This window comes from Bradyrhizobium arachidis (assembly GCF_015291705.1).
GTDB classification, from domain to species: domain Bacteria; phylum Pseudomonadota; class Alphaproteobacteria; order Rhizobiales; family Xanthobacteraceae; genus Bradyrhizobium; species Bradyrhizobium arachidis.
Window position 1 is genome coordinate 5,441,234 of record NZ_CP030050.1, and the last position, 22,588, is coordinate 5,463,821.

The window sequence follows — 22,588 nt, forward strand, 5'->3', positions numbered from 1 at the left end:
CCATTTGTGAGAGTATGAAGGATCAACCCTGGCGGGAGGCAAGACGGCGGCGGAAATAGCGATGCGCCTTCTCTGAAAGCGCCCTATCGCAGGCGCAAATTCTTTTGAGCTGCGGGTTCCGAGAATCTTATTCGTTAAGATCCAAGCCAGTTGGAACCCGCTGGATGACGCTGGGATGACAGCTCTCGTAGGGTGGGCAAAGCGAAGCGTGCCCACCACTTAGGGATGGTGGGCACGACGCGCGAAGGGCGCGCCTTTGCCCACCCCTACAGCACCGAGCAAAATCGAAACGAGTTTCCTCGTCTTGACCGAGCTGTATCTAGTACACGTCAGCCTGGAAGCGGCCGGTCTTCTTGAGCTCGGCGACGAAACTGACGGCCTCATCGGTCGAACGTGCGCCGAACTGGGCGACGATATCGACCAGCGCGCGCTCGACGTCCTTGGCCATGCGCTTGGCATCGCCGCAGATGTAGAGGTGCGCGCCTTCGGCAAGCCAGGTCCACAGCTCGCGGCCGACCTCGCGCATGCGATCCTGCACGTAGAACTTCTTCTCGCCGTCGCGCGACCAGGCCAGCGACATGCGCGTCAGCAGCCCCGAGGTCTTCATCGCGTTGAGCTCTTCCTGGTAGAAGAAATCGCAATCGCTGCGCTGATGGCCGAAGAACAACCAGTTCTTGCCGGGAGCGCCGGTCGCCTTGCGATCGAGCAGGAAGGCGCGGAACGGCGCGATGCCGGTACCCGGGCCGATCATGATCACGGGTGTCTTCGGATCCTGCGGCAGGCCGAAGGCATGCGCCTTCTGCACATAGACCTTGAGCTTCTCGCCGTCGGTGATGCGCTCGCCGAGGAAGGTCGAGGCCACGCCGACGCGCTTGCGCTTGCCGATGACGTAGCGCACGGAATCGACCGTTAGCGACAGTTTTCCCGGCGTCGCATTGTGCGAGGACGAGATCGAATAGAGCCGCGGCTGGAGCGGCTCCAGCGCCTCGATGAAGGCCTCCGGATGCGGCCTCGTGCCGGAGAATTTTTGCAGCGCCGCCATGACGTCGAGCGTCGCGGCATCGCCATCGGGGTCCTCGCCCTGCGCCAGCGCCCGCGCCTTCTCGCGCTGGGCGCCGCCGGTGATGAAGGAGATCAGCTCGAACAGCGAGTCCGGCGCCGGCGACAGCGAGACGTCGTCGATCAGCACTTCACGCAGCGTCTTGCCGTTGACCTTGGTGGTGTGGGAGGCGCCGAGCAGCGCGATGATCTGGTCGACGAGGCCGACATCGTTGCGCGCGAACACGCCGAAGCTGTCACCGACCACGTAGTCGAGCTTGCTCGCGGAGAGATCGAACTCGACGTGATAGGTCTCCTTCTCCGACTTCCCCTTGTTGAGGAGGCGGCGCGACAGGAAGGTCGCTTCGGTCGGATTGTCGCGCGAGCGGCCGGGCTCGGCGATGGTCACGGTCACGGCGGGCGCGGCCACCGTGTCCGCCTTCTCGGGCGCTTTCGCCGCGGGGACCTTGTCCAGCTCCTCGTACAGCGACTTCAGCATCCGTGCGGTTTCCTTGCCGCCGGGGACGCAGAGATTGAGCCGCGCTTCGCTGCGGCTCGCGATCGCTTCCGAATAGTCGTGGCAATTGTAGCCGCACTGGCCGCAATCCTGCTGCGCCATCGCCGCCATCATCTTGCGACGCACGGGACGGCCCTCGGCGAGCTTCATGCGATCGCCGATCGGCATGGTCTGGTCATGCCATGGCGCTTCGCCGTCGTCGCCGTCACCGCTTTGCATGACGGCCGCACCCTGCTCCGCCGACAGCGGGGTTGCGACGTCAGGCGACAGCAGCCCGGCAAAGAAGCCGTTCAGCCAGGAGCGCTGCGCGTCGGAGAACGGCGCGCTGGCCGGGATGATGTCGAGTTTCGGCGGAGGCGTGATCTGGTTCATGCGGACACCTGTGCATCGGCAAGCTTGCGCAGCGTCTCGCCGTCATGGCGGCGCGCGAAGGAGAGGAAGGTTTCATCAGGGGAAGAGCGATGGGCAAGATAGGCCTTGAGTAGCCCCTCGACCGTCTTCGGCGCGTCCTCGGCCTTGAGGTCGTGATAGACCTCCTGCCCGACATCGGCATCGGGACCGAACCCGCCGCCGGTGAAGAGGTGATAGCCCTCGACCGTGTCCTCCTCATTCACAGGCACGCGCGCCCCGATCAGGCCAATGTCGCTGATATAATGCTGCGCGCAGGAATGGTGGCAACCGGTGACGTGGATGTTGACCGGCTTGTCCATCGCGACGCGAGGTTCGCACCAGTCGCCGATCTCGGCGGCATTGCGCTTGGTGTTGGACGCCGCGAAGCGGCAGCCGGCATTGCCAGTGCAGGCGATCAGGCCGGCCTTGATATGCGAGGCCTCGACCGCGAGCCCGATCTGCTTGATCGCGGCGATGGCGAGATCGACATTCTCGTCGCGCACGCCCGAGATCAAGAGGTTCTGCCAGACCGTCAGGCGGATCTCGCCGTCGCCGAGATCCCGCGAAACTTTTGCGAGGCCCCGCATCTGGTCGCAGCTGAGCTTGCCCAGCGTCAGCGACACGCCGATCCAGTTGAGGCCATCCTGCTTCTGCTTGTGCACGCCGACATGGGCCATGCGGTCCGCGGCAGGTCGCGGCGCAAATGCCTCCTCCGGCACCCGCGCGAAAGGCGTCTTCAGCCGCTCCTCGACCAGCTTGAGGAAGCCGTCATGGCCCATGGCGTCGAGCACGTATTTCAGCCGCGCCTTGTTGCGGTTGGTGCGATCACCATGGTCGATGAAGACGCGCACGATGGCATCCGCGACCGCGGTCGCCTGCTCCGGCTTGACGATGATGCCTGAGTACTTCGCAAAATCCTTGTGGCCGGTGATGCCGCCGAGGCCCAGACGAAACCAGACGCCGGGCTCGACGCCAAAACCGTCCTTCACCTCATAGGCGGTGAAGGCGATGTCGTTGGTCTCTTCCAGCACCGCGATCCTGCCGGCGCCGTCGAAGGCGACGTTGAACTTGCGCGGCAGGCCATAGAGCGAGCGATCGTTCAGGATGTGATAGTGCCACTCGCGCGCATAGGGCCGCGTGTCGATGATTTCATGCGGATCGATGCCGGCGGTCGGCGTTCCCGTCACGTTGCGGATGTTGTCGGCGCCGGAGCCGCGCGAGCACAGGCCGAGGTCCTGGACGCCCTCGATCAGCTTGATCGCGTGCTTCGGCGGAATCTCGCGAAGCTGGAGATTGGCGCGCGTCGTGACGTGGCTGTAGGGCCCGCAGAGCTCATCGGCGAGATCGGCAAGGCCTGACAGCTGCCAATGCTTCATGATGCCGTTCGGGATGCGCAGGCGGCTCATGTAGGAGTCCTGCGTCGGCGCGACATAGAAGATGCCGTAATAGCGCCAGCGGAAATTATCCGCCGGGCTCGGCGGGGTATTGTCGAGCGCCTGTTGGCGCAGCCGCGGATAGGCATCGAAGGGATGCTCGTCGCGCTTGAACTTCTCCTGATCGGCGAGCTTCTTGCCCGACGCGATCACCTTGTCCTGCGCCTTGATGTGCACGGCATCGGGGCCGACAGGCTCGGCGTTCGCCTTGCCGGCGCCGCCACCACCTAGACCGCGACCGACGCGGCTGATCTGGAGGCCGGTCGTAAAACCTTCGAGATAGCGCTTCTGCTCGTCGGTGAAGTCGACTGAGACGGTATCGAGTTTCATGATCGGGTACGAAGCTCCTGCGGCCACCTCGGTGGCATCGACGGACATTGGCGCGACCCGCGAGGCACGCGGCTGGCCCTGGAGCCGGCTTTGCTGCCCAACGGTCCGATCAGCTTCGTTGCTGCGGGACTCGGCTCAGCAGGCACCTGTGACAAGCTGGCCGCACTGCAACATACAAGTTGCGTGCCAGCTTCAATGAATTGGAAACTCGCGCGATTTCAAAGAATTACGGAAGCGTCCGCAAAGGTACCGGCCTCGAACCTCTCACGAAATTCGAGCAGTCGGCCTAAAATTTGGTCGATGAGAACAATTGCCCAAAAGATAGGCAGCGTCGAATCAGGCCTTCCAACGACCCACGTCGAAGGCCTTCAGGTGCCCCAGAATGTTGCCGGGATCGAACACCGGGCCGGCGAAGGCACCGAGCCCTGCGGGGGCTTCATCGGGCGGCCGGCGCCCGACGGCGGCATCGTACAGGTCGGGCCTGAACACCGCCATCGCCGTCTTGACGCCATCCGGTGTCAGCGCCGTCTGCCCCCAGCGCACCATCTGCGCATAGAGCCAGGCGGCCTGGACCGGATCCGGGCGCCCTGCCCCTTCACGTCCGACCAGCAGGTAGCGGCCGCTCTCGCGGAAGGTGCCGTCGGGTGAAATCTTCAGGCGTCCCACCAGGGTTCGCCGGATCACCTCGACATCGACGCCGATCCGTTCGGGCTGTGCCAGGATCTGCGCCGCCTCAGTCAGGTTCGCCGGCTCCTCGATGAACGCGGCCGCCTTCACCGCCGCGCGGACAAGTGCTGCCACCACGTCCGGATGCTTGTCGGCCCAGACCTGCCGAAGCGCCAGCACCTTCTCCGCAGCGCGCGCGAGGATGTCGGAGGAGAAATGCAGGATGTGGCCGATGCCGAGATCGACCGCGATCGAATTCCAGGGCGCGCCGACGCAGAACGCATCGACATGGCCATTCCTGAGGCTGTCGACCATGAAGGGCGGCGGCAGCACGACCAGGCGCACGTCCTCATCGGGATCGACGCCGGCAGCGGCCATCCAGAACCGCAGCTGGTAATTGTGGGTCGAGAACGGGAAGGTCATGCCGAAGGTCAGCGGATCGGCCCCTGCCTTGCGCCGCTTGGTGACGACCTTCGCCAGCGCCTTGGCGGTTGCGAGCGGATCGAAGCGGTCGCCGTCGATCTCCTCCATCAGCGCGGCGTGGAGCGTCGGCGAGACCGTGATCGCATTGCCGTTGACGCCGAGATTGAAGGGCGCGGCGATCGGCACCTTGACGTGGCCGAGCCCGAGCGAGGACGCGATCGCCACCGGCGCGAGCAGATGCGCGGCGTCGAACAAGCCGATATTGAGCTTGTCGCGGACGTTGGACCAGGACACCTCGCGCACGAGCTCGACCTCGAGGCCCTCGGCGGCGGCAAAGCCCTTATCGACGGCGACGATCAGGGCTGCGGCATCGACCAGCGGGATGAACCCGATGCGGAGGGGAGCGGTCATTTCAGCATCTCCGACGCGGTGATGATCGACTGGGCGATCTCGCCGATTTTCTTCTTCTCACGCATCGCGGTGGAGCGCAGCAGCACATAGGCCTCGTCCTCGGTGAGCCCCTTCACCTTCATCAGGATGCCCTTGGCCTTCTCGATGATCTTGCGGTCCTCGAGCTGCGACTTGGTGCGCTCCAGCTCCTCCTGGAGTTTTGCGAAGGCGTTGAAGCGGGACACGCAGAGGTCGAGGATCGGCTTGATGCGCTCCTTCTTGAGCCCGTCGACGATGTAGGCGGAAACCCCCGCCTCGACCGAGGCCTGGATCGAGGCTGAATCGCTCTGGTCCACGAACATCGCGATCGGCCGCTTCACGGCGCGGCTGACCTGGAACATCGCCTCCAGCACGTCGCGGCTGGGGTTTTCCAGATCGATCAGGATGATTTCGGGGTCCACCGCATAAATACGGGCCAGCAGGCTCTGCATCTCGCGGATATGGACCACTTGCGTGAATCCGGCCTCCCGCAACCCTTCCTCGAGGATCGCAGCCCGGATCGGGCTTTCGTCGACAATCACGATTTTAGGCGACTGTTCGGCGCTCATGGCTCACTCACGGCAGGCGATTCATCCATAGCATGCCGGACGCCCATGCAAAGGGTTGTAATTATGGGCAATTGGGACTAGCCGAGGCCTGTCAATCAGGCAGATCAGATATGGATTAGACGGCTGCGCCCAAGGCCAGCTTCGTGTCGCTCTGGTGCCCCTGAGACAACAAATGTAAGCTTTTCGAGCGGCTCGCCACGAAAAGAAAAATTCCGCGCGAAGACGGCTGTCGACGTCTCTCGGTCCTGGCGATCAATCCCAGTCAAAGTCTCTACGCAGTCGATCGCTCGTATTCGTCGGAGATCACGACGAGGCATCGGCCGATGCACGTCGTGCCTTGGCCCTCAATCAGGAAGGCTGGCGATTCGAAGTCGGTGTTCAGTAGCGCCTGACGCGGGCCGTGTGATTTCGGGGATGCGGCCGTACCAACCTATGCAGTCCCGTCGCGTCGCCGAGCGGCGCCGGCGAGACCATCCCGTACGCAGAATATCCGCGGTTATCGTTCGAATAGATGGAGAAGGTCGGGTCCGCGGCTGCGGCCGCGGCGGGCTCCGAGGCCGACTGCCATGCCGAGGCGGGCGTCGCAAGGAGCGCGGAAAGAACGAGCGTGGCGCCCAAAACTTTGAAGCTGGTCATGCTTTCCTCTTGTTATTGGTGCGCAACCCATGCGCGCGCTGTCCATTGACATGACCGACAGCTATGCGTTGGCACTCCCCTCGCGCAGGGGTGGCGCAATCACGCTTCGGCGATCGGCGCGCCAACGAAGTGATCGAAGCTTCTCCCAATCGGGAACCTTCAGTCCGTCCACTGATTGCCGCATTTCTCTATGCGCGAGCATGACTTGAGTATCGCAATGCGCGCGTTAGTCATTGAATTTCGGCATCGGAGCAATTAGTTAGTTCGCATATCCGAACAATTCAGATGCAGGCTCCGGGCGACCACATGGACGGAGCGCCGCGTATCACGGAATCTTGGCGCCAACGATCATCTTGTCGAGAAGTGGCACGGCAGCCATCACCGCCGTCTCGTTGAGGCCGGAGACCGCTAGCCGCACGATGTAGGAATTGCCGTCCTTGTCGAGATCGGCGTAATGCGCGATCACTTCGATCGGCTGGTCCTTCAGGGACGGATTGTCATACCGGTTGATAACGATCTTGGGGCTCACCGAGGGAAGCGTGGTGATCTTGGCATTCTCGCCGGATGTCGTCGCCCAATCCCTGTCGCTTGTTGCGACCCATTGAACCAATTCGGTCCGATCCTTGTTGTAGCGGCCTTCGGCATAGATGATCACTTCGGCTTTGCCGAACGTCTTCCCGTTGGGCACGAACATCGAGGCGCCGTACTTGAGACTCGCGGCCTCGTCCCTCGTCCACCCGTCGGGTGCCTTCACGCGTGGCCTGAATTCCGGACACACTCGTTCTTGCCGATCGCAGACATGGATGATCTTGTCGACTTCAGCCCGTACCGGAAACATCGCGCCGCAGGCAGCGGTAACGAAAGCCATGCCGAAGATGAAACGGCGCATCGCAGTTTAGCTCCGTGGAATCAAGCAAGAAAGAAAATAACAACTAAAACGTGCACGTTGGAGCAATTCATCTCGGCTCCTCCACTCACGCGATCGGAACCGGCTGCTTTAGCATCGCGCCGCATAGGTTAGTTATTGAATTTCGCCATCGGTTCAATTAGTTGGATCGCTAAATCCGGACAATTCAGATCTAGGCTCCAGGCGATACCATGGACAGAGCGCCCCGCATTTCATTCACGTCACTCGGGTGTCCCAAGGCACTGGTGGATTCCGAGCGCATCATCACGCGTCTGCGCGCGGAGGGATACGAGCTCGCCCGCAAGCATGACGGGGCCGACATCGTCATCGTCAACACTTGTGGCTTCCTCGATAGCGCCAAGCAGGAATCGCTCTCGGCGATCGGCGAGGCCATGGCCGAGAACGGCAAAGTGATCGTAACAGGTTGCATGGGCGCCGAGCCGGAAGCGATCGAGCAGGCCTATCCCGGCGTGCTCTCCATCACCGGCCCGCAGCAATATGAGAGCGTGCTCGATGCCGTGCACCGCGCGCTGCCGCCGGCTCACAATCCGCATCTCGACCTGGTGCCGCCGCAGGGCATCAAGCTGACACCGCGGCACTACGCCTATTTGAAGATCTCCGAGGGCTGCAACAACCGCTGCACCTTCTGCATCATCCCGAAGCTGCGCGGCGACCTCGTCTCGCGCCCGGCCAATGACGTGCTGCGCGAGGCCGAGCGCCTGGTCGGCGCCGGCGTCAAGGAGCTCCTGGTGATCTCGCAGGACACCTCGGCCTATGGTGTCGATCTCAAATATGCCGAGAGCCCGTGGAAGGATCGCCAGGTCCGCGCCAAATTCCTCGACCTCGCGCGCGAGCTCGGCGAGCTCGGCGCCTGGGTCCGGCTGCAATATGTCTACCCCTACCCGCATGTCGACGAGGTCATCGCGCTGATGAACGAGGGCAAGGTGCTGCCCTATCTCGACATCCCGTTCCAGCATGCGAGCCCCGAGGTGCTGAAGGCGATGAAGCGCCCGGCGGCGCAGGACAAGACGCTGGCGCGCATCAAGCGCTGGCGCGAGGAATGCCCCGATCTCGCGTTGCGTTCGACCTTCATCGTCGGCTTCCCCGGCGAGACCGATGCCGACTTCGCCTACCTGCTCGACTGGCTCGATGAAGCCGAGATCGACCGCGTCGGCTGCTTCAAATACGAGCCGGTCGCGGGCGCGACGTCGAACGCGATCGAAAACCCGGTGCCGGAAGAGGTCAAGCAGGAGCGCTACAACGCGCTGATGGCCCGCCAGCAGAAGATCTCGGCGCGCAGGCTCAAGCGCAAGGTCGGCACGCGCCAGCAGATCATCATCGACGAGGTCGGCCCGACGGTTGCGAAGGGCCGCTCGAAAGCCGATGCGCCGGAGATCGACGGCGCGGTGTACCTGTCGAGCCGCCGCCCGTTGCGCGTCGGCGAGATCGTCACGGCGAAGATCGAGCGCGCCGACCAATACGATCTGCACGGCAGCGTCGCGGGGTTCTGACGGCGCACTGACGCTCCCACAGCGTCATGGCGGGGCTTGTCCCGGCCATCCACGCCTTGACGCACGGTACGGAGAACGTGGATGCCCGGGACAAGCCCGGGCATGACGACCTGGAATCGGGTCATGTCGCTTCTCCCGACACCTGCCGTCCGTCGTGAGCCGAAAACGCCTCCTTCGCTGCGAACAGCCCGTTCACCGCCGCCGGGAAGCCCGCATAGACGGCCATCTGCATGATGATCTCCACGATCTCGTCGCGAGAGAGCCCGACGTTCAGACCCGCCTCGATATGCACTTTGAGCTGAGGCGCGGCATTTCCGAGCGCCGTCAGCGCGGCGATCGTCGCGATCTCCCGATCGCGCAGGCCGAGGTCCGGGCGGCTGTAAATGTCGCCGAAGGGAAACTCGATCACGTATCGTGCGAAATCCGGAGCGATGTCGGCGAGTGAGGCGACGACTTTTTCGCCGGCTCTGCCGTCAATGCGTGACAGGGCCCGCTGGCCGCGATCGAAGCGGCTTTCGGCTGGTGATTGGGCGTGCGTCATTTTCCTTCGTCCTCTGTTCGTCGCCGGCATAGCCGGCGATCTTGGTATCAAGGACGAGCAGGCATTCCTGGAGTTCGGCAATCTGCGTGCGAACCTGTTCCCGGTGGATTTCCAGCATCTGCCGCCGGGCTTGCCCGGTAGCTTCGCCTTCATCACGAAGCGCCGCATAACGCAACATGTCCCGGATCGGCATTCCCGTGGTCTTGAGCCGACCGATGAATGTGATCCATGTCAGGATCGATGCGTCAAAGTCACGCTGGCCGGAACGATCCCGGTCTGCGTATGGCAGCAGCCCGATGCGCTCATAATAACGCAGCGTGTGGGTCGACAAGCCGGTTCGTTTTGCGAGGTCGCCGATCTTCATGTGTGCCCGTTCTCGTACTGACGCACGTACAGATACCCCTTCGAGCGCGCTCTAAGTCAAGGGGGATCGAAGGTGCCGTTCCCGCGAGGTCAAGATGGCACGACAGCAGAAGATTTCGGCGGGCTGGCCGAGCGGCAGCATCGCGGGATGCCGAGCTTCAGGATGCCGCCAGCCATTTCGGCACCCAGCGCTCCGGGCGCGGTGCGCGGACGAGATCGGCCTGGGCTTCGGACAGCTTCGCGGGCTCGCCGTCTATTGTCGGCCGCACGTCGTATTCGAAATTCGGCATGACACGGCCGTCGGCATAGAGGCCGAATTTCATCGCGTACCACAGCCCGAGCTCGGGCTGGGCGCGACGCATCTCTTCGCGCAGATCCCGCAGCAGGGATTCGATCGAGGCGGCCTCCTCGAACGGCTGCGGCCCGCGCGACAGGACGCGCGCCTCGTATTGCTTGCCGACGATCGCGACCTCGAAATGGGTCTTGTCCCAGGGGTTCTTGCCCTTGGGCAGATGCGCGGCGAGCCGCCAGCCGAGCTCGGCCATCAGACGGTGATTGGCCCAATAGTCCTCGCGGTCGCGGCTCCATTTTTCGACAAAGCCGCGGAAATCAGGCAATTCGGAAGGCCCATCATCAGCCGCTACAGGCTCGCCAGCCGGCCGCTCGGCGAGCCAGCGCGCAAGCTCGACCGTCTGGGGCTCGACCTCGTTGCGCGGCAACAGGTCGCTCCAGGCCTTGTCGAACTGCTGCGACGTCAGCTTTGCCAGCAGCGCATCGAGGCTCGGCGCCAGCAGCTCGTAATCGCCCTCCGATCCCAGCCCCACGATCGGCGGGTTGTCCCGATCGAGGCCCGCGCCATACCAGCCGCCGACGGCCGAGCCGTCCGGCAGCCGCATGAACAGCGAGAACCTGTCGCGCAAGGGACTGCCGTCGATGATCGGCGCATGATCGGAGAACTGGCCTTGCAGGGAGAAGCAGCCGACGCTGCCCCAGGGACGCCCCTGCAGCCAGCCCGCGAATTCGACCAGCAGCGGCAACGCGTCGATGCCCGGCGGGAACGCGCCGCGAATGCTCTCGAGGTCGATCGGGTAAGGCGTGTCGGACAAGGCTGAAAACTGTCTGGTTGGTCCCGCCCCTCTTGGTCGGTTCCGTCGCACGTCCGGTTCGAACCAATTCGCGTCCCTCGATCACAAACGCGCTAGAGGCCCGTTTGTTTCTGCTCGGCAATCAAATGACATGCAATCGCAAGACCGCTACCCTGACCGCGCTGTGGACGATCGGCACCGCATTGATCCTGCTTGCGCTTCCGGCCGCCGCACAATCCCCATCGCCGGCGCAGGCCCGGCAATGGTGCTTCGGCACCGACGAGGTCAGCGACGACCAGCGCCTCGCCGGCTGCTCGGCCGTGCTCAAGACCAACCCTTCCCATGCACGGGCGCTGGCCAACCGCGGCGAGACGTTCCGCCGCAAGGGCGAGGCCGAGCGGGCATTGGCCGACCTCAATCGCGCCATCGATCTCGATCCAAAGGACGCCATCGCCTGGTACAATCGCGGCATCGCCTATGACGATCTCGGCGATCGCGACCATGCCATCGCCGACTATACCAGCGCGATCCGGCTCGATCCCAGTGACGCCCTCTATTACAACAACCGCGGCAATTCCTACAGCGGCAAGGACGACTACGAGCATGCACTCGCCGACTACAATCAGGCGATCAAGCTCGATCCGAAATTCGCCCTCGCCTATTTCAACCGCGGTACCGCTCTGCGTGACCACGGCGAGGCCGATCGTGCCCTCGCCGATTTCGACAGGTCGATCAAGCTCGATCCGACTTATGGCCCGGCCTATGGCAACCGTGCGCGCGTCTTCCGCGACAAGGGCGACCGCGCCCGCGCGCTGGCCGATTTCGACAGGTCGCTGCGGCTCTCTCCGAACAACGACCTCGACTACTATGCGCGCGCGAGCATGTATTTCGATACGCATGATTACGCGCTGGCGCTGGAGGACTACGACCGCGCGATCAAGGCCAATCCGAGCTATTCCGGCGTGTTCAATTCGCGCTGCATGACGCGCGCGATCGTCGGACGTTTGCAGGAGGCGCTTGCCGATTGCGAGCAGTCGCTGCGGATGGAGCCCAACGACCCTGACACGCTCGACAGCCGCGCCCTCACCCATCTCAAGCTCGGCAATCTCGACGCGGCGATTGCCGACTATGACGCAGCGCTGAACGCAAAGCCGCAGTTCGACAGTTCACTCTATGGCCGCGGGCTTGCGAAGCGTAAGAAGGGCGACAACGAAGGCGGCGAGCGCGACATCGCGGCAGCGAAAGCGATCAATGCCGGCATCGCCGATGCGTTCGCGCATTACGGTGTCGAGTAATTCTCTCGTGTCGTACGCGCGGGAGCAATGTGATACTATAATGCATTCACGCAGGGGTCACGGACTCGTCCTAACTCTGCCCGCGCCTTCAACGCGAGCGAGGATCTTTGATGAGCCGTCTCTCACACATGCTGCGCACGCAGCGCTTCGACGATTATCGCTTCTACCACCAGAGCACCGTCAACCAGACGCTGCATCTCGTCAGTGCAATCATCTTTCTCGGCTGCTATGCGCTGCTGTTCAGGGATCCCGCGCTCGCAGGACTGGTCGGCTGGCTCGCGATGCTGACGCGGCAGATCGGGCATTTCTTCTTCGAGCCGAACGGCTATGACGCCGTCAACGACGTCAGCAACGAATACAAGGAAGCGGTCAAGGTCGGCTACAACCAGACCCGCAAGATCATCTTGCTCCTCGTCTGGGGCAGCGCGCCGGTTGTGCTGCATTTCTATCCGACGCTGTTCGGGCTGTTCGATCTTCCCGCCGGCCGGCTCGACTTCATCCGCCATGTCGGCGCGCTCTGGCTTGCGATCGGCATCAGTGGCGGACTTGCCCGCATGCTCCAGCTGTTCGCGACGCGCAACGTCGCGACCGGGCTGGTCTGGGTGTTCAAGGTGCTGACCGATCCCTTCCACAACATCGCGCTGTACTGGTCATCGCCGCTCAAGCTGATGCGCGGCGAGCTGATCGACACCTCGATTGCGGATGCGGACTGGGACGACGAGGACACCGAGGAAGCTGCGCATTCGGCCTGATCGATGCACGCTCGGTGAGCATCGCGCAAACGAGCCGCTTGACAAGCCCTGCCATTCGGCTGTACGGACGCGCCCCATGATCAACGCTCGGACCCATCAGCGCACCGAAATGCTCCGTCGTCGCTTCCGCGACGATGAGAGGGTGCGCCTTGTCCGACGACGCCGCTGAACCACTAAAATTCAGCCGAGTTTTCGAAGGCCGCACCCGCAAGGTGCGGCCTTTCTGCTTTTTGCGCCCCTTTTTCACCCGCCTCCAGAGGAGTTCGATATGACGACGCATCCCTACGACGCGCTGATGGACATCACCGCACGGCCGAAGGCAGTGTTCGTCCGCGGCGCGGGCTCCTACCTCTGGGACGACAGCCGCAAGCGCTATCTCGATTTCGTGCAGGGCTGGGCCGTGAACTGCCTCGGCCACTCCCCGCCCGGGGTCGCCGACGCGCTCGCGTCGCAGGCGAAACGGCTGCTCACGCCGAGCCCGGCTTTCTACAACGAGCCGAGCCTGAAGCTCGCCGACGCGCTGGTCGAAAACAGCGCGTTCGACCAGGTGTTCTTTGCCAATTCGGGGGCGGAAGCCAATGAGGGCGCGATCAAGCTCGCGCGCAAATATGGCAGCCTCCACAGAGGCGGCGCGTTCGAGATCATCAGCTTCGGGGGCGGCTTTCACGGCCGCACGCTGGCGACGATGTCGGCCTCGGGCAAGAAAGCGTTCGAGCCGCTGTTCGAGCCGAAGGTATCAGGCTTCAAGAAGGCGAAGCTGAACGACATCGCCTCGGTTGAGAAGCTGATCTGCGCCAACACTGTCGCGGTCATGCTCGAGCCGATCCAGGGTGAATCCGGTGTGTGGCCGGCGAGCGATCAGTTCCTGCAGGAGCTGCGCGCGCTGACCGAGGCGCATGGGCTGCTGCTCATTTTCGACGAGATCCAGACCGGCATGGGCCGGACCGGAAAGCTCTTCCACTATGAGCACACCGGCATTGCGCCCGACATCATGACGCTCGGCAAGGGCATCGGCGGCGGCGTGCCGCTCGCAGCGCTGCTGGCGACCGAACGCGCCTCCTGCTTCGAGCACGGCGATCAGGGCGGCACGTTCAACGGCAACCCGATCATGTGCGCGGCCGGGCTCGCCGTGCTCGAGGAGGTCTCCAAGCCGGACTTCCTCAAGACGGTCACCGAGACCGGCCTGCTGCTCGAAAGCGAGTTGCAAAAGATCTCCGCCCGGCATGGCCTCGGCGGCGTGCGGGGACGCGGGCTGCTGCTCGCGCTCGACCTCAAGCTACCGATCGCGCCCGGGATCGTCGCGCAGGCGTTCGAACAAGGCGTGCTCCTGAACGCGCCGCAGGTCGACAGCTTGCGCTTCATGCCGGCGCTGAACGTCACGCGAGGTGAGATCGCCGAGATGATCGATTGTCTCGACGGGATTTTGACCAAGGCCGGCGCGGCACGGCGCGTGGCGTAGGCTTCGCGATCGGCATGGCGGAACTTCCCTCCGCCATGCCGCCACGGTTCACGCGGTGCCAAAACGCTTCGCGAGATGCGCGGCCTTGTCGGGGTCAATCTTTGCGACGATCGGGGCAAGCTTCTTGACCGGACTGCCGGCATCACGATCGAACAACTCACGGCACGGCTGTAGCGGCCAATCCGGGACGACGTCATCGCCGCCGAAGGCGCTCAGGACCCGCTCCGACAGCTCTGGAATAATGCTCCATGCAAGCACCGCCGACAGACGCACGAGGTTCAGGCCGGTGCGTGTTGCAACCGCGGCCCTGACACGGTCGGACTTGATTGCAGTCCACGGCGCTGCCTGCTGGAGATAGGCATTTGCCGCGCTCCATATTGCGCGCGTTTCTGCAGCGGCAGCACGAAATTCCAGGTCTTCGTGATGGCGACGCAGCGAGACGATGCGCTTGTCGAGCTCGGCCGCCAGCTCAAGCTCCAGATCCGAGGGCTCGCCGCCCTCGGGAATACGGCCCTCGAAGGCCGCATGCGCAAAGCTGATGATCCGGTTGGCGAGATTGCCGAAGACGTCGGCGAGGTCCTTATTGACGTCGGCAACGAAGCGCCGCACGGAAAAATCGGTGTCTGCGCTCTCCGGCGCGTTGGCGATCAGCCACCATCTCCAGAGGTCGGCCGGCAGCTCTTCCAAAGCTGCGTCGGTGAAAACGCCACGCTGTGCGCTGGTCGAGAATTTCCCGCCTTCGTAGGTGAGCCAGTGAAAGCCCTTGATGACATCGACGGTCTTCCAGGGCTCGCCTGAACCGAGCAGCGTCGCGGGAAAGCTGACGGCATGGAATGGCACGTTGTCCTTGCCGAGAAACTGGATGTATCGGACATCATCGGCCTGCCACCACCAACGCTGCCAATCACGGCCGGGCGCGGCGGCCGCCCATTCCTGCGTGGCGGCGATGTAGCCGATCGGCGCATCGAACCAGACGTAAAACACCTTGGTCTCGAAGCCCGCGCGCGGAACCGGAATGCCCCAGGTCAGATCGCGGGTGATGCAGCGATCCCTGAGCTCCGCCGTCAGCCAGCTTCTGGCCGTCGATACCACGAAGGGCGGCCAGCCGGAGCGTTGGTCGATCCAGGTCCGCAGCGTTTCGACCAGACGAGACTGACGCAGGAACAGATGTCGCGTCGGACGGATCTCGAGCGCCGTATCGCCAGACAGCGCCGAGCGCGGCGCGACCAATTCGTCGGGATCGAGCAGCGCGCCGCAGCCGTCGCACTGGTCGCCCCTCGCCTCGCGGTACGCGCAATGCGGACAGGTCCCCACCACATAGCGGTCGGCAAGAAATCGCTGATCGACCGGCGACCAGACCTGGCGCAATTCGCGTTCGTCGATCAGCCCGGCCGCGTCGAGCCGGCGATAGAAGTGCTGGGTCAGCGCCGCATTTTCTGGCGATGAGGTCCGACCGAAATGATCGAACGACAGGCCGAAGCGGCGATAGATATCGGCCTGGGTGGCGTGCTGCCGGGCGCAGAATTCGCCGACCTCCTCACCTGCTTTGAGCGCGGCCAGCTCGGCCGGCGTCCCGTGCTCGTCGGTCGCACAGATGAAGAGAACCTCGTCGCCGATTTGCCGTCTGAACCGCGCATGCACGTCGGCAGGAAGCAGTGAGCCGATGAGATTACCGAGATGTTTGACGCCGTTAACGTAAGGCAACGCACTGGTGATGAGAATCTTGGTCATGGGAAGCGCTCTTTCGCGTTGAGGTGGCGCTGAATCCGATGAAACGAAAAAGCCCTCCCGCATGGACCGGAAGGGCTGGATTCAGCTCACATTCGACGCGCCAAGCGCGCGCTATCCCCTCCGGCAAACCTCCTTGCGGTCGGGCCGGGGCATTCGATTCAAAACTCGTGCGTTGGCAAACTTCACTGCGGATACCTCTGCCGCTGAAAGTAGCATCGTTTGAGCGCGACAATCAAGCGGCGCCCAGAGGTAGCTTGCTACGGTTTCAAGATCGACGCGCCGGTGGTCTTGCGGCTTTCGAGATCGATATGCGCCTTCGCGGCGTCCTTGAGTGCGTAGGCGTGGTTGATCGGCACGTGCAGCTTGCCGTTGATGACGGCGGCAAACAGCGTGTCGGCGCCCTCCAGCAACTCCTTGCGCGTGCCGATGTAGTCGTTGAGCTTCGGCCGGGTCGCAAACAGCGAGCCGTGATTGTTGAGCTCGGCGATCGAGAACGGCGGCACCGGACCCGAGGCATTGCCGAACGAGACAAACATGCCGCGCGGTTTCAGGCAGGACAGCGAGCCGGGGAAGGTCGCCTTGCCGACGCCGTCATAGACGACGTCGCAGCCCTCGTTGCGGCTGATCTGCTTCACGCGCGCGACGAAATCTTCCTCGTTGTAGAGGATGACGTGATCGCAGCCATTGGCCTCCGCAAGCTCGGCCTTCTCGCGCGAGCCGACGGTGCCGATGACGTGGGCGCCGAGCGCCCTCGCCCATTGGCACGCGAGCAGGCCGATGCCGCCTGCGGCGGCGTGGATCAGCACGCGATGATGCGGCTCGACCCGAAAAGTCTTGTGCAGCAGGTACCAGACCGTCAGCCCCTTCAGCATCAGCACGGCGCCCTGCTCGTGGGTGATGTGATCGGGCAGCTTGACCAGCTTCTCCCAGGGGATGTTGCGCTCGCCGGTATAGGCACCGAGATTGTGGTAATAGGCGACGCGGTCGCCGGGATGGAAATGCGTCACGCCTGGCCCGACCGCGACGACCTCGCCCGAGGCCTCGTTGCCGGCGATGAAGGGCAGTCCCGGCGCCTTGTAGAGGCCGGTGCGGTAATAGACGTCGATGAAGTTGAGGCCGACCGCGTGCTGGCGGATGCGCACCTCGCCGGGTCCGGGCGCCGGCACGTCGATGCTCTCATAGACCAGGGCTTCGGGGCCTCCGACCTTGTGCACACGGACGGCTTTGGTCATCACCTGACCTCCTCTACTTTCGGCTCAGCGAAAGACATCGCGCCCGCGTTGTCAACTCGACGCTCGCCCAGCCGGCTAGGCGGATGGCTTGCCGAATTTCCTGCGATTGCGCTTCGCCAGCACGTTGAAGAATTCCACCGCCGCCGAGAACGCAATTGCGAAATAGATGTAGCCGCGCGGAATGTGGAAATGGAATCCATCCGCGACCAGCGCGACGCCGATCAGCACCAGGAACGCCAGCGCCAGCATCTTGGTGGTCGGATGCTCCGCGACGAATCGCGACACCGGCCCCGACGAAATGTACATGATCAGGCAGGCGATCACGACGGCCGCGATCATGATCTCGATGTCCTGCGCCATGCCGATCGCGGTGATGATCGAGTCCAGCGAGAACACGATGTCGATGACGATGATCTGGACGATCACCCAGAAGAAGGCGCTGCCGGCGGATTTCTGATCGCCCTCGCCGTCATCGGCTTCGACCTCGGCGTGGATCTCGTGCGTCGCCTTGGCGATCAGGAACAGGCCGCCGCCGATCAGGATGAGGTCGCGCCAGGAGAAGTCGTAACCTGCAGCCGAGAACACTGGTGCAGTCAGGCCGATCAGCCAGACCAGCACGCTGAGCAGGATGATGCGGAAGATCAGCGCCAGCGCGAGGCCGATCTGGCGGGCGCGGAGCGCCTGCGGCTCGGGAATGCGCGAGACGATCACCGACAGGAAGATGACGTTGTCGATGCCGAGCACAATCTCGAGCGCTGTCAGGGTCAGCAGCGCGGCCCAGGCTTCGGGGCTGGTGATGAGGTGCATCATGCGAAGGATCTGACCAGGCGGATCATGGCGTCGCTGAAGCTGATCCAGAGCGCGATCGCGCACATCGCGACCGTCACGCCGGTGCCGACGCGAAAGTCCATCTCCAGCACGTAGAGGCCGAGCACGGCCCAGATCGCGATCAGCGACATCGTCAGCCAGCGCAGCCGCACGACGCGGACCGGATGCAGCACGTGGAACGGCACGAAGGTCAGTACCACCAGGGCCGCGACCAGCAGCGTCGACCACAGCGGCGACCAGTGCAGCAGGAACAGGTAGAACGCCGCGGCATTCCACAGCGCCGGAAAGCCGCGGAAATGATTGTCATCGGCCTTCATGCGCAGATCGGCGAAATATAAGGCGCTGGTGACGATGATGGCGACGCCGAGCAAGGGCGCCGCGACCGGCAGCAGCAGCCCGCTGGCGACGATCGCATAGGCCGGCACGAAGACATAGGTGACGAAGTCGACCACGAGATCGAGCACGTCGCCCGACCAGTTCGGCTGCACGTTCTTGACGTCGAGCCGGCGCGCGATCGGACCGTCGATCGCGTCGATGACGAGGGCGACGCCCAGCCATTGAAACATCGCCGCCCAGTGCTCGCGCACGGCCTCGAGCATCGCCAGCAGCGCGATCGCCGCGCCGAAGGCGGTGAAGATGTGCACCGAGAAGGCCGCGGCGCGCATCGCCGGTCTCGGCTTCAGGGAATCCTGCTGGGTATCCATGGCTTCTGCTATCAGAATGGGACCGATTTGCACATAAGCCATTGCGGCGTTCGGCCGCGCAATTCGCCATAAAATGAGGGAAAAATAGGTGGGCTTGAATTTGCCGCCGGGCGTGTCAATTGTCAGTCCATGACAGACGTATCGACACTGTTTGACGCAGCCGTGATCGGCGGCGGACCGGCCGGGCTCGCGGCGGCAATCGCATTGGCGCAGGCGGGCGCGCGGACCGCGCTGGTGGCGCGGCGCGTGCCCTATGCCGACAACCGCACCACGGCGCTGCTGGGTGCCTCCATCGAGCTTCTGGAGACGCTCGACGTCTGGCCGCGCTGCAAGGACAAGGCGGCTGGCCTCGAAGTGATGCGTCTCGTCGACGACACCGGCCGGCTGTTCCGCGCGCCGGAGGTGCGTTTCTCCTGTCATGAGATCGGACTGGATGCCTTCGGCTACAACATCGACAACCGCTCGCTGATGCTGGCGCTGGAAGCGCGTGCGGCCGAATTGCCCAATCTCGTCCGCTTCGACGACGAGGCCGAGAGCGTCGTCATCGAAGCCGATGACGTCGCGATCCGCACCGCCTCCGCGCAATTCCTCTCCACCCGGCTCGTGGTCGGCGCGGATGGCCGGCATTCGCTGTGCCGCGAAGCCGCCGGCATCGAGGTGACAAGGCGCGAGCTGAACCAGACCGCGCTGACCTTCAACGTCGGCCATGCCCGCCCTCACCACAACGTCTCGACCGAGTTCCACACGCCGCACGGGCCCTGCGTGTTCGTGCCCCTGCCCGGCAACCGCTCCAGCATCGTCTGGGTCTCGGCACCTGCGGACGCCGAGCGGCTGCGCGGCCTCAGCGATGACGAGCTGTCCGCCGCGATCGAGAAGCAGTCGCATTCCATTCTGGGGCGCATGACGGTGGAGCCCGGCCGCAACGTATTCCCGCTGGCGATCGAGCGTCCTAAATCGTTCGGGCGCGACCGCATCGCGCTGGTCGGCGAAGCCGCCCATGTGGTTCCACCGATCGGCGCCCAGGGTCTCAACCTTGGCCTGCGCGATGCTGCCGACATTGCGCGGCTCGCGGGTGAAGCCATCGCGTCGGGCGAGGATCCCGGCGCGGACGAGGTGCTCAAGCGCTACGACCGGGCCCGGCGCCCGGACATTTTGAGCCGGACGTTCGCGATCGACATCGCCAACCGGTCTTTGCTCAACGACTTCCTGCCGCTCCAGCCGGTCCGCGCCGTCGGCATGCACCTGTTAGGTGCCATCGGCCCGCTCCGGCGCTTTGCGATGCGCGAGGGGCTGACGCCGACGTGGCGCAGGTAGATTGGCGGCGGTAGCTGCGGCTTAAGGAAACGCCAGCCGTCCCGTCTGGAGCAACCACATCACGCTGGTCAGCGTGACCACCGACGCAAACGTCCCGAGCAGCACCGCGACGGATGCGGATTCGATCCAGGCGTCGTTCTGGCGGGCGATCACGAACACGTTCAGCGCCGGCGGCAGCGAAGCCATCAGCACGGCGGTCGCGGCCCAGGGCTGCGCGAACGGGCCGAACGCCAGCATCAGCCCGAACGCTGCAAGCGGATGGATCAGGAGTTTGACCGCGATCACGCCGGGCACCTCCCACGGGACCCGGTCGAACGGGCGCAGCGCCACCGTCACGCCGAGCACGAACAGCGCGGTCGGCGCGGCTGCGTTCTGGAGGAAGGTGATGGTGCGGTCGAGCGCGACCGGCAGCTCGATATGCAGCGCCGCCACCGCCGCGCCGAAGCAGGCCGACATGATCAGCGGGTTGAGCACGATCTGCTTCAGCACGACGCCGAAGGCATGCACGATCGAGGGATGGTCACGATCGGAGAGCTCGATCAACAGCGGCACGATCGTGAACAGGAAGATGCTGTCGCAGCAGAAGATCAGCGCAGTCGGCGCCGCCGCCTTGGTCCCGAGCACCGCGAGCGCGAGTCCCGGTCCCATGTAACCGATATTGCCGTAGCCGCCCGAGAGCCCTGCGAGCGTCGCCTCGCGCAGCGTCAGGCGACCCAAGACCTTGCCGACGATGAGCGCCAGCGTGAAGGCCACCACTGTCGACAGCGTCGTCGCCACCAGGAACGGCGGGTTGTTCAGCTCCGCGAATGGCGTCTTCGACATGATCGCGAACAGCAGCGCCGGCAGCGACACGTAGAGCAGGAAGAAGTTCATCCAGGCGAGGCCTGATTCCGGCAGGGATTTGACCTTGCCGCAGGCAAATCCAACGAAGATCAAGCCGAAATAAGGAAGTGCCAGATTGAGGATATCGACCATTGATGAAGTGTTTTCTGAAGACCTGGGGGCTATCCGCCCAGCAAGCGGAGGTTAATTCCGGATCAGGGCACTAGCATCGGCCACAATCCTGGTCTATCGACGGGGGATGATTAAAGCGAGGACCGCCAAATTCCAGATCGGACAGGTCGTGCGCCACCGGATCTTCTCGTTCCGGGGCGTGATCTTCGACATCGATCCGGAATTCAACAACACCGAGGAATGGTGGCTGTCGATCCCCGAGGAGGTGCGGCCCCACAAGGACCAGCCGTTCTATCACCTGCTCGCGGAGAACGCGGAGTCCGAGTACGTCGCCTATGTCTCCGAGCAGAACCTGTTGCCGGACGATTCCGGCGAGCCGATCCGGCATTCCCAGGTCGCCGAGATCTTCATCAAGAGCAAGGACGGCGGCTATCGCCCGCGCAATCCGTCGCTGAACTGAGTTTCGCCGCCAGTAACCGGCCAACAAAAAAGGCGCTCGATTGAGCGCCTTTTTCGTATCCGGGATTTGCTCCCGATTACTTCTGAGCGTTCGGCGCGGCGCCGGGGACACCACCGTTCTGCTCGAGCTTCTTGCGCTGCTCGTCAGCCTTCTTCTGAAGCTCTTCCTGGAGTTTCTTCTGGTTTTCCTCGAACACCTTCGGATCGGTCGGCGGACCGTCATAGGCCTTCTGGAATTCGCCGGCGAGCGGCAGCGGCAGGGTCAGCGGCGCGCCGTTGGCATTGATCGCCTGGACAACGAGATTCTGGCCCTTCTTCATGCTGTTGATGAGCTCGGGCGTGGCCTCGTAGTCGGACATGCAGCCGTTCTGGAAGCAGATCACATACGGCTGCTGCAACGGCGCGTTGCTGTCGACGATGATGCGGGTGCCGTGGACGAGCTGCATGCCGAGCGGCAGCGTCACGCGCAGGATCTTCTTGGGCTCGCCTTCCGGCTCGATGATCACGGCCGCGATCACCGGCTGGCCCGATTCGATGCGGCCGTCCTTGCCGGTGAAGCAGACCTGCTTGGCGTTGGCGTCCTGGCCCTTGAGGCAGAACTTGGTCCAGGGGGCGTAGATCAGCTGGATCTGCTGGTCCGCAGGCTGGGCAGCGCCCTGCTGCGCCGGAGCGCCCTGGGCGGGCGCCTGCTGCGCGGGGGCCTGGGCCGCCGGCGCCGGAGCCTTGGGGGCAGCTTTCGGAGCGGCTTTCGGCGCCGCCTTGGGCGCAGGCGCGCCCGGGGCCGGCGCAGGAGCCTGGGCCTCGGCGGCAAACGGAACGACCAATGCCGTCGCCGTCAACAGGGCGAGGAGCCGCCCGCGCGGCCGGATGCACGCGGCCAAGTAACGGAAATTCATTGCGGAAAACCCTTTCTGAACGGGAAGTGCCCGAACCGCTCCGAAGCGCCGAACCTAGCCGCCTTGGGCGCGGCTCTCTCCCCGTCAATTGAGGCGGATAAGTGACGGGCTCGACGCTCTTGCGCG

Annotated in this window: 21 protein-coding genes; 6 read left to right on the top strand and 15 right to left on the bottom strand. The window is 64.0% G+C overall.

Annotated elements, in window-relative coordinates:
- Positions 1-319: 319 nt before the first annotated feature.
- From WN72_RS25420 to WN72_RS25445, 6 genes are all read right to left on the bottom strand, one after another.
- A complete protein-coding gene (locus WN72_RS25420; RefSeq protein WP_092214273.1) occupies positions 320-1,927 on the bottom strand; it encodes a sulfite reductase subunit alpha in 1,608 nt (535 codons plus the stop codon).
- The gene (locus WN72_RS25425; protein WP_167380709.1) at positions 1,924-3,708 is read right to left on the bottom strand and encodes a NirA family protein; all 1,785 of its coding nucleotides are present in this window, start codon (positions 3,706-3,708) and stop codon (positions 1,924-1,926) included. The genes WN72_RS25420 and WN72_RS25425 overlap by 4 nt, the downstream gene beginning before the upstream one ends.
- A 336-nt stretch (positions 3,709-4,044) precedes the next feature.
- Positions 4,045-5,208: a CmpA/NrtA family ABC transporter substrate-binding protein gene (locus WN72_RS25430; protein WP_092214269.1), complete on the bottom strand. Its 1,164-nt coding sequence runs from the start codon at positions 5,206-5,208 to the stop codon at positions 4,045-4,047.
- Entirely contained in the window at positions 5,205-5,795 is a 591-nt protein-coding gene (locus WN72_RS25435) for an ANTAR domain-containing response regulator (RefSeq protein ID WP_092214266.1), read from the bottom strand. The genes WN72_RS25430 and WN72_RS25435 overlap by 4 nt, the downstream gene beginning before the upstream one ends.
- A gap of 378 nt (positions 5,796-6,173) precedes the next feature.
- On the bottom strand, positions 6,174-6,431 hold the full coding sequence (locus WN72_RS25440) for a hypothetical protein (protein ID WP_028146280.1): 258 nt from the start codon (positions 6,429-6,431) through the stop codon (positions 6,174-6,176).
- 325 nt (positions 6,432-6,756) lie between these two features.
- A complete protein-coding gene (locus WN72_RS25445) occupies positions 6,757-7,320 on the bottom strand; it encodes a hypothetical protein (RefSeq protein ID WP_027559206.1) in 564 nt (187 codons plus the stop codon).
- A 209-nt stretch (positions 7,321-7,529) separates the two neighbouring features.
- Between WN72_RS25445 and rimO the strand changes: the two genes are divergently transcribed.
- A complete protein-coding gene (gene rimO, locus WN72_RS25450; RefSeq protein ID WP_027559207.1) occupies positions 7,530-8,849 on the top strand; it encodes a 30S ribosomal protein S12 methylthiotransferase RimO in 1,320 nt (439 codons plus the stop codon).
- Between the two features lie 121 nt (positions 8,850-8,970).
- On the opposite strand, the gene WN72_RS25455 is transcribed toward rimO, so the two are convergent.
- From WN72_RS25455 to WN72_RS25465, 3 genes are all read right to left on the bottom strand, one after another.
- Entirely contained in the window at positions 8,971-9,390 is a 420-nt protein-coding gene (locus WN72_RS25455; RefSeq protein ID WP_092214265.1) for a carboxymuconolactone decarboxylase family protein, read from the bottom strand.
- Complete coding sequence (locus WN72_RS25460) at positions 9,323-9,754, bottom strand: MerR family transcriptional regulator (protein WP_027559209.1); 432 nt, start codon at positions 9,752-9,754, stop codon at positions 9,323-9,325. The genes WN72_RS25455 and WN72_RS25460 overlap by 68 nt, the downstream gene beginning before the upstream one ends.
- 157 nt (positions 9,755-9,911) lie before the next feature.
- Positions 9,912-10,859, bottom strand: coding sequence for a hypothetical protein (locus tag WN72_RS25465; protein WP_092214263.1), 948 nt, complete (start codon positions 10,857-10,859; stop codon positions 9,912-9,914).
- A 125-nt stretch (positions 10,860-10,984) separates the two neighbouring features.
- Between WN72_RS25465 and WN72_RS25470 the strand changes: the two genes are divergently transcribed.
- The 3 genes from WN72_RS25470 (at position 10,985) to WN72_RS25480 (ending at position 14,344) form a co-directional block, all read left to right on the top strand.
- Complete coding sequence (locus tag WN72_RS25470; protein ID WP_035731220.1) at positions 10,985-12,133, top strand: tetratricopeptide repeat protein; 1,149 nt, start codon at positions 10,985-10,987, stop codon at positions 12,131-12,133.
- 110 nt (positions 12,134-12,243) lie between these two features.
- Complete coding sequence (locus tag WN72_RS25475; RefSeq protein ID WP_092214261.1) at positions 12,244-12,885, top strand: DUF962 domain-containing protein; 642 nt, start codon at positions 12,244-12,246, stop codon at positions 12,883-12,885.
- Between the two features lie 268 nt (positions 12,886-13,153).
- Entirely contained in the window at positions 13,154-14,344 is a 1,191-nt protein-coding gene (locus tag WN72_RS25480) for an acetylornithine transaminase (RefSeq protein ID WP_092214260.1), read from the top strand.
- A gap of 48 nt (positions 14,345-14,392) precedes the next feature.
- Here WN72_RS25480 and metG read toward each other — a convergent pair whose 3' ends face one another.
- From metG to pcsA, 4 genes are all read right to left on the bottom strand, one after another.
- Positions 14,393-16,075 (bottom strand): methionine--tRNA ligase, encoded by a 1,683-nt coding sequence (gene metG, locus WN72_RS25485; protein WP_092214258.1) that lies wholly within the window; start codon positions 16,073-16,075, stop codon positions 14,393-14,395.
- Between the two features lie 257 nt (positions 16,076-16,332).
- Positions 16,333-17,307, bottom strand: a complete 975-nt coding sequence (locus WN72_RS25490; protein ID WP_027559215.1) for a quinone oxidoreductase family protein — start codon at positions 17,305-17,307, stop codon at positions 16,333-16,335.
- Between the two features lie 75 nt (positions 17,308-17,382).
- Positions 17,383-18,117 carry a TerC family protein gene (locus WN72_RS25495; protein WP_092214255.1) on the bottom strand — a complete coding sequence of 245 codons (735 nt, stop codon included), beginning with the start codon at positions 18,115-18,117 and terminating at the stop codon, positions 17,383-17,385.
- Positions 18,114-18,881, bottom strand: a complete 768-nt coding sequence (gene pcsA, locus WN72_RS25500; RefSeq protein ID WP_027559217.1) for a phosphatidylcholine synthase — start codon at positions 18,879-18,881, stop codon at positions 18,114-18,116. Before pcsA ends, WN72_RS25495 begins: the two co-directional genes overlap by 4 nt.
- A gap of 87 nt (positions 18,882-18,968) precedes the next feature.
- Between pcsA and WN72_RS25505 the strand changes: the two genes are divergently transcribed.
- Positions 18,969-20,153, top strand: coding sequence for a UbiH/UbiF family hydroxylase (locus WN72_RS25505; RefSeq protein WP_092214252.1), 1,185 nt, complete (start codon positions 18,969-18,971; stop codon positions 20,151-20,153).
- A 21-nt stretch (positions 20,154-20,174) separates the two neighbouring features.
- Here the strand turns inward: WN72_RS25505 and WN72_RS25510 are convergent, their stop codons facing one another.
- Entirely contained in the window at positions 20,175-21,128 is a 954-nt protein-coding gene (locus tag WN72_RS25510) for an AEC family transporter (protein WP_027559219.1), read from the bottom strand.
- A 106-nt stretch (positions 21,129-21,234) separates the two neighbouring features.
- On the opposite strand from WN72_RS25510, the gene hspQ reads away from it, so the two are divergent.
- Positions 21,235-21,567 (top strand): heat shock protein HspQ, encoded by a 333-nt coding sequence (hspQ, locus tag WN72_RS25515; protein ID WP_027559220.1) that lies wholly within the window; start codon positions 21,235-21,237, stop codon positions 21,565-21,567.
- A 76-nt stretch (positions 21,568-21,643) separates the two neighbouring features.
- On the opposite strand, the gene WN72_RS25520 is transcribed toward hspQ, so the two are convergent.
- Positions 21,644-22,462, bottom strand: coding sequence for an invasion associated locus B family protein (locus WN72_RS25520; RefSeq protein ID WP_027559221.1), 819 nt, complete (start codon positions 22,460-22,462; stop codon positions 21,644-21,646).
- Positions 22,463-22,588: the final 126 nt, after the last annotated feature.